Here is a 15,168-nt window from a genome sequence, read left to right on the forward strand (position 1 = left end):
AATCATCGACTATACTTGTTATTGGAAGATGCCACCATCACACCATTCGTCCCACACTTATCCAATGCCAAATGCAATCCTCCTGAACGAAACCGTCCAGGAGGATTGTTTGGCATCTTGCTTATGGAAAGGAGTCGCGATGCGTTTATTATTAGTGGAAGATGAAGCAAAACTGGCAGAAGCGCTCAGCTATCAGCTGCGCCATCACAGCTATCTCGTCGACTGCCGCCACAATGGCGAAGCCGGGTTAGAATCGGCGCTCAGCGGCATTTATGACCTATTAATCCTTGATCGGATGCTGCCGAAACTCGACGGCCTGACGCTGCTCAAAGAATTTCGCGCGCAAGGCCACAAGACGCCGGTTCTATTTCTCACCGCCAAAGATACGTATCAGGACCGCGTCGCAGGCCTTGACGCCGGTGCCGACGATTATATGGTCAAGCCTTTTTCCACCGAAGAACTGTTGGCCCGCATCCGCGCGCTCGGTCGACGATTGGACAAGGATTTTGTCGATGACGTTATCGCGCTTGGTTCGTTACGCCTCGATCCGCTGCGCTCGCTCGTCTATGTCGCCGATAGACCGGTGCACTTGAGCGCCAAAGAAATGCAACTCTTAGAGCTATTAATGCGCAATCATAAACAGGTCTTGACGAAAAATCAGATTTTCTTCAAGATCTGGGGCAATTCCAATTCCGACTTCGCCAACGTCGATCTTTATGTTCACTACCTGCGCCGCAAGCTGCCGCCGGATTTGATCAAGACGATTCGCGGCATCGGCTATTCGCTGGAAATTCCGTCTTCCTGAGAAGGTAAAGATCGTCCCAGCCTTAGAAAGCAAAAAGCGCTGCCGCATGCAGCGCTTTTTTACTATTTCTTGCTGGTCGTATTCTGTTCCACTGCAGTTCCGCCCGCTGATCCGGTTGCCTGGCCGCTTAACTCCACCTTATAGGCAGGACCGGCTTGCGGCGCTTGGCCGCCTTGCGGAGGTTGTCCGCCGCCTTGGGCGCTGCCCTGGCTGCTGCTGGAAGTTGCGTTTTTTTGCTGCAGGATTTGCGTATCGATCTGTTGGATTTGCAGTTGCAATTGTTTGATCTTGTCCGCGTTCCCTTCAGATGCCTGCGACTGCAGCTCTTTCACTTGCGCTTCCAGTTCCTGTTTTTTCTTTTCCAGTGTAGCTTCGCTGGTACTGCTGCTTTGCGACGCGCTGCTGCTGGTCGTCGTACTGCTCGTTGCCGTAATGTTCATTTTCACCTCTCCTTTCGTTTCTACTTATATTGTCTGCATCCAATCTTGGAATTCAGTTGGAATCCGCCTTCTTTTCAAAAATTATTCCTACTGCACAAAAAGAAAAACGACTGAGAACTTTTTTAGCGCTCTCAGTCGTTTTTCTTTTTTTATTTTTTCAGCAGCGAGCCTAAGATCGTTTTGCCGCTGGCAAAAACCATGTCGCCAAAGCCTTTGTTCTTCGCAAACACTTCTTCCAGCGCCGCCAGCAAGCGGTCGATCTGTTCATATGAAACCGTCAGCGGCGGTTCCAGACGGATGACATTCGGATTATTCAGCGTGTACGCGGTGATGATGCGATGCTTGTTCAGCAGTTCGCCCGCGACCATCGCGCCCACATATTCATTGGCCATCTTCTCGAGCGCGCCGCCGGTCAAAAGATTCATCAATCCTTTTTTCGGCGGCGTAAATTCGAGCCCGATCAACAGGCCGCGCCCGCGCACTTCTTTAATGAACGGATATTTTTCTTGCAGCTGCTGCAGTTTACCCAGCAGATACTCGCCCTTTTCGGCCGCCTGCCGCGGCAGATCCTCTTCGTACATCGTCTCCAGCACCGCGATTCCGGCCGCGACCGCGCGCGTATTGCCGCCGAAAGTCGAGGTGTGCAGCATCGCTTTCTCCACGCTGCCGTAAGCCTGCTTCCAGATCTTCTCTGTCGTCATATAGGCTGCCAGCGGCATCACGCCGCCGCCGAACGATTTCGAAATGCACAGGATGTCCGGCGTAACTTCTGCATGCTCGCAGGCGAACCACTTTCCGGTACGGCCAAAGCCGGTCTGAATTTCATCGGCGATAAACATCGTGCCGTGTGCGCTGCAAACGGCGCGCACCTTTTGCAAATATTCGTCCGGCGCGACGATGATGCCGCCCTCTCCCTGCACCGGTTCCATGATAAAGGCCGCGACATCGTCCTTAGCGAGTGCCTGCTCGAGCGCCGCCGCATCGGCGAACGCGATGAACTCGACCTCCGGCACGAGCGGTGCAAACGGCGTGCGGTATTTCGCCCGTCCGGTCACCGACAGCGCCCCGAGCGATTTGCCGTGGAACGAGCCTTCGCAGGAAACGATCTTTTTCCGTCCCGTTGCGGCCCGCGCCAGTTTCAGCGCCCCTTCGACCGCCTCGGCGCCGCTGTTGCCGAAGAAACTGTACTTCAACTCGCCCGGCGTGACGAGAGCCAGATTGCTGGCGAGCGCTCCCGCCAACGGATTGAGCGATGCCTGGAGCAAATTCGGCAGTTCCTGTACCGAAGCCAGCGCCACGTCGAGCGCCGGATGATTGTGTCCTAAATTCAAGGCACCATAGCCGCCGAGAAAATCAAGGTATTCGTTGCCGTCCGCATCCCAGACGCTCGTTCCCTTGGCACGAACAAAACACTTGTCGAAATTCAAAATGCCCATCAGATTCACGATTTCCGGGTTGATAAAACGCCGGTGGTTATCGCGGTTTTGCTCGCGCGACAAGGCGACTGCTTCCTCTATGCTGATAAAATCCGGCATGGCCGTTTTAATTTTCTTTTCCATATTCAATACCCTCCCCCGTTACAGACCAGTTAATCATTTATAGCGCCACATCCATTATATACTTTTCCCTTACCTGCGCAAGAGCCGTCCGCTTATAAGCCGATGCTTTTCAGATAGGGACCGACTTGTTTCCACCAGATGCCAATCGTCGCCGGTCTGAGAAAAAAATCATGCGGTCCGTCAAACGTCACGACATTGACTTTGCCGCCCGCGCTGCTGAATCCCTTCTGCATCCCTTGGACAAAATCACCCGGATACCAATCGTCGCCCTTGGTATAAATCCAAAGTTCCGGCACTTTCGTCGTCTTGCCGAATTCCTTGTAGCAGGCGAACAACGGTCCGGCATTGCTCGCGTCAAACACGCCGCCGCTCGAACTGCGCGCGCCGCCGGCAAAGCTGATCACCCCGACTACGCCGTCCAGTTGCTTCGCACCGATGCAAACGGAAATGAAACCGCCGAACGAGTAGCCCGCCACGACAATCTTATTTTTATCGACATATTCCTTCTGCTTCATATGCGCAATCGTCGCCAATACGTCCTGCGCACCGTTCTCGACCGCTTGACGCGGATTGTAACGCTTGAAATCCCACTCCTGGTACTTGCTGAGTGAGCGCCCGTAACCGCGCCGCGTCGGCATCACGACGACATAGCCCTGCTCAGCCAAAAATGTGGCTTGTGCATCAAAGTTAAACGCGCGAAAGCCCATCTGCAGTTCCGATTCCGTGCTGCCGCCGTGATTGATCACAATCATTGGCTGAGGCTTCTCGCTCCACTTCTTATAGACCATCACGTCGATCGCTTCGCTGCCGACGATCACCTTCTCCGTACCGATGCCGACCGCCGCTTCCGCAGCCAGCGGCATCTGAAAACCAACCGCCAGCAACAACAGCGCCAGCATCCGAAAGCAATTTCCCATCCTTTACAACCTCCTTCTGCCAAGAACCCTTTAGCAACTTAAATACCATTTTATCGCATTAGGCTGTCTATGTACAATCGCTTTGACTGTCAAAATAAAGAAATACCGCAGTCACGACAATGCCGTAACTGCGGTGCTTACTTTGTAATTAAGAAACCTTTGTCCAACTGCTGCCATTGGTCTTATACAGCTCGTTGTTCAGATAGAATTGACCGATTTGGTTGGCGCCGCCCAAATTCCAATCGTCAAGCGTGATCTTATCGCCCTGATTGTCGCTGATCACCAAATTGTTGCCATTTAGCGCCACAAGCAGATCATTGATAGAGGAAACGCCATCAATGCGCAGCTTGTCGCCAGCGCTGGCGACACTGGAGAGAATCTCATCCACGCCCCACTTGCCGTTAAAGAGGTAGGTGTCGTTGCCGGCTCCGCCATCCAGAATGTCATTGCCGCTGCCGCCGTTTAAGACATCATTTCCCGCACCGCCGTACAAAGTATCGTTGCCGCCATTGGCAGCGGTCGTCTGAAATTCCAGCTGCAGCATATTTATCAGGCTCGAATATGTCCCTGTCGGTTCTGTAATCTGCAGCGTCCAGGTGCCCGCCGCGCTTTGGCCATTGAAAGCGCTTAACGCCTGAGCCGGCAGATAGCTGCCGCTATACGGCGCCGTGTCATTGCCGATTGCGGCATACGCCTGGTCATCAAGCGTCACGCCGTTCAAGCTGCCGTTCGCACCGCTGAAGAGATTGATCTTCGTACCGTTCGGACTGGTCAGATACGCGTTTAGTCCTACCTTGGAATAGCAATTGACGTTCAGACGTATGTTCAGGTCCTCCACCAACCCAGGATCGGTTATATTCATCTGGATCGTCACCCCATTCGGGTCGCCGGTCTTTATGAGCCCATTCCCTGTCGTTTGCATGCATAAGTAAGATCCGTCGCCATACAGCTTATCGTCGCCATTGCCGCCGTATAAAGCATCATTGCCAGCGCCGCCATAAAGACTGTCATTTCCGTCATAGCCATACGCCGTATCGTCGCCGTTGCCACAATCCAGCAAATCGGCTCCACCGGCTTCCGCCAGGACGTAGCTGCCGTTCGAGCCATCCGCAATTTCCGGATGCATGCCGCTGTTAAAATCCGGTATATTGGTCTTGACGTATTGGTACAGCTCGCCCGTGGTAATGACGCCGTCGCCATTGGCATCGGCCGCGCTCTGTCTTAGACCCCAATCGCCAAACAAATATGTGAAATCGCCATTTTTCAGATAACTCGGATCACCGCTGACTTCCGTAGGCGAACTGGCGCTGAACACGGTATAGCCGCTGCCTGCGTTATTGAATTCATTCACATACTGACCGGAATAGCAGGAGTCGAACGCCATCGTGATTCGGCCCGTCGGCCCCAGCTTGTCATAGACCGCCTGCATCGCCGTGCGCAATTCCGCCGGGCTGATATATTCACCGGCGTTGTAGCCGACCATGTCACCTGTTGGGTTAACGCCATGACCGGAATAATAGAAGAAGATTTGATCGCCGCTTTGCACCTTGGTTGCCAGATCGGCAATGCTGCTGTAAATCGCCGCTTTCGTCGCCGCGGCATCAAGCAAGCTGGTGACCGATGCACTAGCCCATTCGGTATTGCTGCTCAAAAACTCTTGCATGTCCGCCAAATCATAAACAGGGCCATTCAAATGGTGCGCCGGGTCGCTATAGTTACTCAAAGCAACGAGCACCGCATACTTATTGCCGCCATTTACAGCCGCATGCGGCAAATCGCCGTACAGCGTGTCATTGCCGTCACCGGCATAAATCGTATCGCTGCCGCCGCCGCCCTGCAGGACATTGGCATTGGCGTCGCCCTGCAAGAGGTCATTGCCTTGTCCGCCTGTCGCATTTTCCACACTCACGTAGCGGCTGTCCGCCAGGTTAATCGATACAGCATTTTTCAGCGCAGATGCGTCAATAGTGTCACTGCCTGCGCCGCCGTTGACCACTTCCGTATCCTGATAGTATTTGATTTTATCATCGCCTGCGCCGGCAAAAATGACATCTTCACCGCCGCCGCCGTCGATCACGTCATCGCCGCCAAGAGCAACCAGCACATCGTTTCCGGAGCTTCCCGACAAAAGCGCATCATTACCTGCGCTGCCGGCGCTCAATTCATAGGAATCCGATCCCAATTTGACTTTATGCAGATGATTAGCCGGATCGGAAAACCACCCTTCCAGCGTTACATCGCAATTGCCGCTGGAAACGATTTTTAAGTCATCGCCGCTTTGCGTCACATCCGCGTTTTTGAGTTCCGATGGGCTAACAAAGAACATGTCTAAGACATCTTCTTTATTTCCTGCGTTTGCCGTGATTTTATCCGAACCAACACTTAAACCGATTTTATATGTATCTTGCCCTGCGCCGCCCGTCAGGACATTGCTGCCGCGTCCGCCGTTAAGCGTCGCGCCGGTCGCGCCATTATTGACGATCGTATCGTTCCCGTCGCCGCCGTCAACATATTCTATTTCGCTGATTAAATCTGCTGCACCGTTAAAGTTGATCGTCGCACCGCTGCCATAAACAGCTAAGGTATCACGACCCGCGCCGCCCGAGATTTTGACGGCGGCCGGATCATAATAAATGATGTCATTGCCCGCCCCTGCCAGAATCGTGTCGGCACCGCCGCCACCGTCAATCCAGTCGTCGCCCTCGCTGCCTTTGATCGTTTCCGCTGCAGCCGTTCCCTTGATGTCAATATCGCCATCTTTTTCAAAGAGGACATTGATCTCTGAACTATTGCCAAACTTGAAACGACAGATGCGTCGGCTGTCTTTTTCCGGATAAAGCCCGTAATTGTCGTTTTCTCCCGCATACCAGCCTTCCAGCGTCAATGAGCCTGTACCCAGATTGATCTTCAGGTCATTTCCAATCCGGCTTGTCGGCAATTTCATGAAATCGGCCAAACTCGCCACATCCGGCAGCACCAGCAAATCCTCGTTGTTCAGGATATCAAGCGAGATCCTGTCATTACCTGCATTGTTTCTCACAATGTACGTGTCTGCGCCGCCGCCGCCGGTCAATCTGTCATCGCCCGTTCCGCCGTCGAGCACATTGGCATTGCCGTCGCCGACCAGAGTGTCCGCGCCGCTGCCGCCGGTCAGATTTTCGAAGTTCGCGTAGTTAGTGCCGCTCGTGCCCTGTTTACTCAGATTGATCGTCACTGATGCGGTCTGCTTTGACGCATCCAGCGTATCGATGCCTTCACCGCCATCCAGACTCAGAGCAGCGCTGTTGTAATACACGGTATCGTTCCCCGCTCCCGCCGTGATCACGTCGGCTCCGCCGCCGCCGTCAATCGTATCGTTGCCGTCAAGCCCCAGGATCAGGTCGGCGCTCGCCGAGCCGGAAAGGATGTCCGCCTCACTCGTTCCAAACTTGAAGCCATATTCCTGTCCGTTGCCGAGACGGATGCGCTGAACCTTATTCGTATCCGCATTGTACCAGCCCTGAATCGTAACGGAGTCACTGGCGTTGAACTGGATTTTTAAGTCCTGATCTCCGTTGACCTTCGTCAGGCTCAGTTTTTGGAAATCAGCCAGCGTCTTGACGTCGCTCAGCACCAGAACGTCATCCTTATTGCTCGCATCCGCCAGGATCGTATCGTTTCCGTCACCGGTTTTGAATACATAGCTGTCGCTTCCCGCTCCGCCGACCAATAGATCGTCGCCTGCGCCGCCGGTCAGCGTATCGTTGCCATTGCCGCCAAGCAGCGTATCATTGCCCGCACCGCCAAGCAGCACATCGTTCGCAACGCTGCCCATGCGATACGCCGGCAGCAACGCTTCGATCTGCACGCTCGTGAACGTGCCGTCGGCAAAAATGAAGCTTTCGATCTTATTGTTGACCCAGTCTTTTATCGTAATCGTACCATTGCTGTGCGTCATCACCAGATCGTTGCCGTTCATGCTGTAGACAAAATCGCTTTTCTTCGGCTTGAACGTCGGCGCATTGCTTTGGTCATCCAGCACTTTTAAGACGTCGATGCCGTTGTCGCCGCTGGCTACCGAATTGTCTATCACAATATTGCCCGTTCCGCCATTCGTCCACAGGCCGCCAATCTGGTACGAATCGTTGCCTGCGCCGCCTTTCATCGTACCGTTGCCGCTCAGGAAGAGCTTGTCATTGCCCGCACCGCCGTCTAATACGGTATTGCCGACCGCCCAGGCCTGCAGCGTGTCATCGCCGTCTTCGCCGTAAAGCAGATTGTCCGCGACGCCGTTATCAGCGGTAATTTTATCATTGCCCGCACCACCGTGCATTTCATTGCTGCCGGAGTCGTCCCAGATCGCATCATTGCCGTCGCCGCCGTAGATCTTATCATCGCCCGCGTCGCCGCCCAATGCATCATTGCCGGCTCCGCCGCTGATGGTGTCGTTGCCGCCGCCGCCCACGATGTAATCGTCGGTAAGCGTGCCGTTTAGTATTTCATTGGCATCATTGCCCGCTTGAAAATTGACGGTCACGATTTTGCCGTCGACTTGCGCCTTCATTTGTCCGACTTTGTAATCGGCGCTGCCGGAGAAATAGCCTTCGAGTTTAACGCTGTTTCCTGAGCCAAAATCAAGCGTCAAGTCTTCGCCGTTTGCCTGCGTGGTAAAGTCCGGCCGTTCGTAGGCGCTAAAGTCAAGGATGTCCGTTTTGTTATCCGCCGACTTCGTTATCGTATCCGCGCCAAAGTTTTTTCCGAATACATACGTGTCGCTTCCCGCACCGCCGCTCAGCGTATCATTGCCCGCGCCGCCGTTCAAAATGTCGTTGCCTGCGCCGCCTAGCAATACGTTATCTTTCGCATCGCCGGTCAGGAAGTCATTGCCGGCGCCGCCGTTCAGATTTTCAAAGTTGGCATAGTTGATGCCGTTCGTCCCCTGTTTGCTTAGGTCAAGCGTCACTGCGCCAGTCAGTTTTGAAGCGTCGAGCGTATCACCGTCGCCGTCGCCGCCGTCAATCGTCAGTGCGCCGGAATTATACGCTACGCTATCATTGCCCGCTCCGGCCAAAACAACGTCAGCCCCACTTACTCCGTCGATCGTGTCGTCGCCATCCAAGCCCATAATCAGATCGACGCCAGTCGTACCGCCCAGAGTTTCCCCTCCGCTTGTGCCTAGCTTAAAGCCATATTCTTGTCCGTTGCCCAGACGAATTCGCTGGATTTTATTTGCATCAGCATCATACCAGCCTTGAATTGTAATCGAATCATTGGCATTCAGCTGAATCTTGAGATCATGATCACCATTGGTTCTGGTCATGCTCAATTTTTGAAAGTCCGCCAGCGTCTTAACATCGCTCAGCACAAGAACGTCTTCCTTGTCACTTGAGTCGGCCAGGATCGTGTCATTGCCGTCTCCAGTCTTAAATACGTAGCTGTCGGAGCCCGCGCCGCCGCTCAAAATGTCATCGCCAGTTCCGCCGCTCAACGTATCGTTGCCGTCGCCGCCCAGCAACGTATCATTACCCGCTCCGCCGCTCAGTACATCGTTGCCCGCTCCGCCGTCCAGTACATTGGCATTGGCATCGCCGTTCAGTATGTCTGCCGCGCTGCCGCCAGTCAGATTTTCAAAATTAATATAGTTGGCAGCAATCGTACCCTGCTTGCTCAGATCCAGACTCACTGCAGTCTTCATTTTTGACGCATCAAGTGTATCGATATCGTCGCCGCCATCGATAGTCATGGCACTGGCATTATAAGCTACACTGTCATTGCCCGCTCCAGCCAGAATTCTGTCATTTCCTGCATAACCATCAATACTGTCATCCCCAGCCAACCCAAAAATCAATTCTGCGCCAGCATTCCCTATGATTGCATCATTGTTAGCACCACCTAGTTTGAGCGTGTAATAATTCCCATCCCCTGTTCTAATTTGGTTAATCTTACTAATATCCTGAAAAACCAAGGAATTGTTGGCATCGAAGATGATTTTAAGATCATTGTCATTGTTCATTCTAACAAAAGTCAGTTTTCTCAAGTCATCCAGCGTCTTAATATCGTCTAACGCAATCGTCTTATAGCTGGCATCAGCCACAATCGTGTCATTGCCATCTCCATTTCTAATCACAACAGTATCCAGTCCCGTTCCACCCTGGAAAATATCATCGCCTGTTCCGCCATAAAGGGTATCATTCCCGTCGCCGCCGGTCAGCGTATCATTGCCCGCGCCGCCGCTCAGCACGTCGTTGCCTGCGCCGCCCAGCAATACGTTGTCTTTCGCATCGCCGGTCAAGAAGTCGTTACCTGCGCCGCCGCTCAGGTTTTCAAAATTGGCATAGTTGATGCCGCTTGTCCCCTGTTTGCTCAGATCCAGCGTCACTGCGCCGGTCAGTTTCGAGGCGTCGAGCGTATCACCGTCGCCGTCGCCGCCGTCGAGCAGCAGTGCGCTGCCGCTGTAGGCGACAGTATCGTTGCCGGCTCCGGCGCGAATCAGGTCGATGCCGCCTTTGCCGTCGATGGTATCGTTTGCATCGCTACCGATCAGGATGTCGTTTCCGCTTGTCCCTGTTGTGTCCGCCTGATAGGAAAGCGTGGTCGTACCGAGTTGAATCTTATTGATGCGGCCGTTGCCGTTCCAGTTGCTGACGGTGACATCATCCTGAGCGCTGGTGGAAAAGATCGCATCGGAACCGGTGACTGCGGCGCTGAAATTCAGATAGTCCTGCATAGTTTTCACATCGCTAAATTGCAGGATGTCGTCGTTATTGGTGATCCAATTGCCCGCCTGGTCTTTCTGCTGTGCGATCGTGTCATGCCCGCCGCTCTTTTTAATGACGTACGTGTCGCTGCCTGTAGCGCCGGAGAGAGTGTTGTTGTCGGCGTTGCCCGTCAGGATGTCGTTTCCTTTGCCGCCCAGTACGTTTTGCACGTTGCTGACTTTGGCCGCATCGTTTAGGTCGATGCTGACGGCGGTCGCGCTTGTACTGGCATCCAGCGTGTTCACGCCGCTGCCGCCATTCACTTTGTCCGTCGCATAATATGCGATCGTGTCGTCGCCGTCACCGCCAAAGATGACGTCGCCGCCGCCTTTGCCGTCGATTTCGTCGTCGCCGGCTTGTGCCATGATCAGATCGGTGCCCGTCGTACCGATCAGTTTTGCGCTGGCGCTGTCGCTGTTATCGGTTCCCAGAATATAACCATAGGTCTTGTTATCGCCTATTTTGATGTTGTGAATTTGATAGTTGCTGCCTTTGTACCAGTCGATGATCGTCAGTTGGTCAGCATTGTTGAGTTTTAAAATTAAGTTTTCGCCGTTTTTCACAGCTTCGAGGCCCTGCAGTTCGCTCAGCGATTTGACGCTTGGCAGATACAAGGTATCTTCCTGGTTGCGATTGTCGGAGGTGATGGTATCGGCTCCGTCGCCTACGTTAAAGACGTAGGTGTCTTTGCCGGCGCCGCCGCTTAGAATATCGCCGTCGCCTTTGCCGCCAAGCAACGTATCGTCTCCGTCGCCGCCGAGCAGCGTGTCGGCTCCGCCGTTGCCGGTCAAGATGTCGTTGCCCGCTCCGCCGCTTATTACGTTGTCTTTCTCGTTGCCGGTCAGGGTATCGGTGCCGGCTGTGCCGACGAGGTTTTCAAAGTTTACGTAGTTAATGCCGCTGCTTCCCTGTTTGCTTAGGTCAAGGGTTTGGCCTGCGGTCAGTTTTGAGGCATCGAGCGTGTCATGTTCTCCCGTACCGCCGTCGATCACGCTGTCGGCCGCATCATAATAGACGGTGTCGTCGCCGTCTCCGGCATAAATCATGTCTGCGCCGGCACCGCCGTCGATGATATTATTGCCGCCCATGCCCATGATAAGATCGACCCCGCTGCTGCCGGCCGTCGAGGCATTGCTGTTCATATTGCACGCATATTTCATTCCGTTGCCCAACTGGACGGTACCGATTGCATTGCCCGCGAACCAGTCCTTCACCTGGATCGAATCATAGTCGTTGAGGTTGATGATCAGATCCTGTCCCTGTTGCCGGATGTCAAGTTTTTTGAAGTCATCATACGTTTTGATGTCGGCTAAGAGAAGCAGGTCTTTGCTGTTTGCGCCTTCTATGCTGTCGCGACCGCTTCCGAGGCGGAAGGTGTAGGTATTGCTGCCCGCACCGCCGCGCAAGGTATCATCGCCGCTGCCGCCTTCGAGCACATCGTCGCCCGTTCCGCCCTCGAGGGTATCGTCGCCCTCACCGCCAAGCAGCGTGTCGTTGCCGTCGCCGCCATATAGGGCATCGTCGCCGGCTCCGCCGTTTAGCGTATCGATTCCTGCACCGCCGCTTAGGCTGTTGTTTTTGGCATCGCCGGTCAGCGTGTCATTGAGTGCACTGCCGGTCAAATTTTCAAAGTTGTTGTAGTTAACGCCGACGCTGCCTTGTTTGGTCAGGTCAATCGTCACACCGCTCTTATTGCCGGATGCATCGAGCGTGTCAACGCCCGCGCCGCCGTCGACGAAAAGATCGCTGGCGTCATAGCCGACGCTGTCATTGCCGGCTCCGGCGCGGATGATGTCGGCGCTGTTTTGTACGCCAGACAGAATGTCGTCGCTATCGCGGCCGGCAACGTAGCCGAATTTTTGCCCATTGCCGATTTGGATGTTGCCGAGTTGGCTGCCGGCAAACCAGCCTTCGACTTTGACGGCATCCTGATCGTTGAGATAGAACGTCAGATCGTCGCCGCTGTCTTCGATCGCCAACGCTTTGAAGTCATCCAATGTCTTACTGTCGCTCAGCACTAACGTGTCCTGGTTGTTTGTCGTCTCGCTCGCAATAGTGTCGTAGCCGCTGTCGGTCGCAAAGAGGTATTGGTCTTTGCCCGCACCGCCCACTAGGCGATCATTGCCTGCGCCGCCTTTTAGGATGTCGTCGCCCGCTCCGCCATCGAGAACATCGTCGCCGTCATCGCCGCTCAGCGTATCGTTGCCGTCGCCGCCGTACAAGGTGTCGCTTCCTGCACCGCCTGCCAGCGTATCAAGGCCCGCGCCGCCTTCGAGGATATTTGCACCGCTGTCACCGGTCAAAGTGTCGCTTCCTCTGCCGCCGCGCAGATTTTCCATGTTGCTGAAGTTTTTCCCAGCTGCATTCATATCGAGTTTAACGCCTAGCGTATCACTGGAGGCGTCCAGCGTGTCATTGCCGTCGCCGCCGTCGAGCACGACAGCGGTCGCGGAGTAGCTGACGGTATCGTTGCCCGCACCGGCATAAATCTGGTCGCTGCCTTTTTGCCCGTTGATGATGTCGTCGCTGTCGGAGCCTTCGATCAAATCGGCATTATCGCTGCCAACCAGATTTCCGCCTGTGCTTTTAGCTTTGCGGTAGCTGAAGGTTTGTCCATTGGCAGTCTGAATAGAGCCAACCGAGCCGGTCGCGCTGTCGTACCAGCCTTGCAGGTTGACGCTGTCGCCATTGCCGAGATCAATCGACAGATCGCTCGCATTGTCGGTCTTGGTCAGCTTGCGAAACGCATCGATGTTGGCAATGCCTTTGAGTACCAGGTTGTCGTCTTTGTTCGAAGCATTGGCTGCAATCGTGTCGTTTCCGTCGCCGGCGTTCAGGATGTATTGGTCTTTTCCCGCACCGCCCAGTAGCGTGTCGCTGCCTTTGCCTCCGGTCAAAACATCGTCGCCGGCACCGCCGTTTAAGCGGTTATTATTGGCATCGCCTGTGAGCGTGTCGCCGTAGTTGCTGCCGGTCAGGTTTTCGATGTTTTTGAGTTGCAGGCTTTTGCTCAGGTCAATTTTTACGCCGCGGCTGCTTGCTTCTGCGCTGACGGTATCGCTTCCCGCACCGCCGTCGACGATGGAGTCGTTCGCATCATAGGCGATGAGGTCGTCGCCGCTGCCGCCGTAAATGGCATCGCGCCCTGCGCCGCCGTCGATCGTGTCTCCTTGGCTGCCGGCCTGAATCAGGTCGCTGCCGCTCGTGCCGATCAGCGTTCCCGCGATATCGTCGCGTCCCTGGCGGTAACCGAAGGTTTGGCCGTTGCCAAGCTGGATGTAGCCGACTGCGCCTTCTTTATACCAGCCTTGAATCCTGACGCTGTCGCTAGCGCTCTCGTTTAAGTAAATAACAAGGTCTTGTCCATCCGCCACTTTGTTTAATTTTTTGAAGGCGGTCATGTCGGCTACGCCGTTTAAGACCAAGGTGTCTTCCTGGTTGGATACACTGGCGCTGATGACGTCTTGTCCATCGCCGCTGTTTAGAATGTATTGGTCTTTTCCCGCGCCGCCGCTTAAGGTGTCGTTGCCGGCGCCGCCGGTCAAACTGTCGTCGCCCAAACCGCCGCTCAGTAAGTTAGCCGCACCGTCGCCGTTTAAGATGTCATTGTAGTCACTGCCGGTCAGATTCTCGATATTTTTAAAGTTGCTGATCGTTTTGTTCATATCGAGTTTAACGCCGCTCTTACTGCCCGACGCATCAAGCGTATCGATGCCGCTTCCGCCGTCGAGCAGGATGTCGGCTGCATCATAAATGAGCGTATCGTCGCCTGCGCCGCCTAGCACGATATCGCGACCGCCGCGTCCGTCGAGGCGGTTGTCTTCGCTGTCGCCGTTTAGCGTTTCGGCTCCATTTGTGCCAAGGATCGTGAAGCGGTCGGTTATTGCACCGCTGTTCAGACCGCCTACGCTGGTCAGTTTTTGCAAGGAGGTTCCGTCGCTGCCGATTTGGTATAAGTCGCCGTCTTTGGCAAAGGTGAGACTGTTGCCGTCGCTTGTCCAGTTGGGCTGACCAAGAACGGTTCCGCCAGTTCCAGGCAGCAAGACATCAGTTTTGCCGTCGCTGGTGATGATATGAACGCCATCGACATTCGTATACGCAATTCGATTGCCGTTCGGCGACCAGACCGGATTTTGCGCTGTCACATCACCGCTTAGCAGCGTGTCTTTTTTCGTGATTAAATCTGCCAGCCAAAGGCCGTTATTCGTGGTGTTCAAATACGCAATCTGTTTGCCGTCCGGTGATATCGCATAGGAAGCAATATTGGGACGGCGCAAGACTTCTTTTGCGCCATAGGGATCGGATATGGTTTGCGACATGATCGCAACGCCGCCGCTTACGACGGTTTCATAAGTCAAGGTCGTCGCGTTCTGCCAGACCGGCTTCTTGCCAAGCAGATTCTGTACCTCGACATAGCCGGATTGGCACAGCTCATAGACTTTTATTCTGCCGTCTGTCACGACAGCCAGACTGGAACCGCTTGGCGACCAGATCACTGCTTCGAGTTTTTTTACGGAGGAAAAAAGTTTCTCCTGATTTTGCCCGTCTTCGTCCATCAAGAACAGTTCGCTCAAACCATTGTTTTCCGTCACATACGCGATCTTTCGTTTTGCCATTATTCAACATCCTCCCGAGACATTTCACTTCTATTATTTTTATTTATTACATCTAAAAATTGCATATAGCTACAATTCCACTTCTATAGCATAG

Annotated in this window: 5 protein-coding genes; 1 reads left to right on the plus strand and 4 read right to left on the minus strand. The window is 54.2% G+C overall.

The features are described 5' to 3' along the window. Nucleotides 1-139 precede the first annotated feature (139 nt). Entirely contained in the window at nucleotides 140-805 is a 666-nt protein-coding gene (locus QTL79_RS00095; protein ID WP_346352887.1) for a response regulator transcription factor, read from the plus strand. Nucleotides 806-867: 62 nt separating this feature from the next. On the opposite strand, the gene QTL79_RS00100 is transcribed toward QTL79_RS00095, so the two are convergent. The 4 genes from QTL79_RS00100 to QTL79_RS00115 form a co-directional block, all read right to left on the minus strand. Next, complete coding sequence (locus QTL79_RS00100; protein WP_346352888.1) at nucleotides 868-1,245, minus strand: hypothetical protein; 378 nt, start codon at nucleotides 1,243-1,245, stop codon at nucleotides 868-870. Between the two features lie 149 nt (nucleotides 1,246-1,394). Next, nucleotides 1,395-2,804 (minus strand): aspartate aminotransferase family protein, encoded by a 1,410-nt coding sequence (locus QTL79_RS00105; RefSeq protein ID WP_346352889.1) that lies wholly within the window; start codon nucleotides 2,802-2,804, stop codon nucleotides 1,395-1,397. 92 nt (nucleotides 2,805-2,896) lie between these two features. Continuing rightward, nucleotides 2,897-3,721 carry an alpha/beta hydrolase family protein gene (locus tag QTL79_RS00110; protein ID WP_346352890.1) on the minus strand — a complete coding sequence of 275 codons (825 nt, stop codon included), beginning with the start codon at nucleotides 3,719-3,721 and terminating at the stop codon, nucleotides 2,897-2,899. Nucleotides 3,722-3,869: 148 nt separating this feature from the next. Beyond that, a complete protein-coding gene (locus tag QTL79_RS00115; RefSeq protein ID WP_346352891.1) occupies nucleotides 3,870-15,074 on the minus strand; it encodes a calcium-binding protein in 11,205 nt (3,734 codons plus the stop codon). Nucleotides 15,075-15,168 lie beyond the last annotated feature (94 nt).

Origin of the sequence: Azotosporobacter soli (assembly GCF_030542965.1) — a bacterium.
In the GTDB taxonomy this organism is placed as follows: domain Bacteria; phylum Bacillota; class Negativicutes; order SG130; family SG130; genus Azotosporobacter; species Azotosporobacter soli.

Excerpts from the sequence above, each read along its gene's own strand:
- QTL79_RS00095 (WP_346352887.1), top strand. The coding sequence starts at position 140 with ATGCGTTTATTATTAGTGGAAGATGAAGCAAAACTGGCAGAAGCGCTC.
- QTL79_RS00100 (WP_346352888.1), bottom strand. The coding sequence starts at position 1,245 with ATGAACATTACGGCAACGAGCAGTACGACGACCAGCAGCAGCGCGTCG.
- QTL79_RS00105 (WP_346352889.1), bottom strand. The coding sequence starts at position 2,804 with ATGGAAAAGAAAATTAAAACGGCCATGCCGGATTTTATCAGCATAGAG.
- QTL79_RS00110 (WP_346352890.1), bottom strand. The coding sequence starts at position 3,721 with ATGGGAAATTGCTTTCGGATGCTGGCGCTGTTGTTGCTGGCGGTTGGT.
- QTL79_RS00115 (WP_346352891.1), bottom strand. The coding sequence starts at position 15,074 with ATGGCAAAACGAAAGATCGCGTATGTGACGGAAAACAATGGTTTGAGC.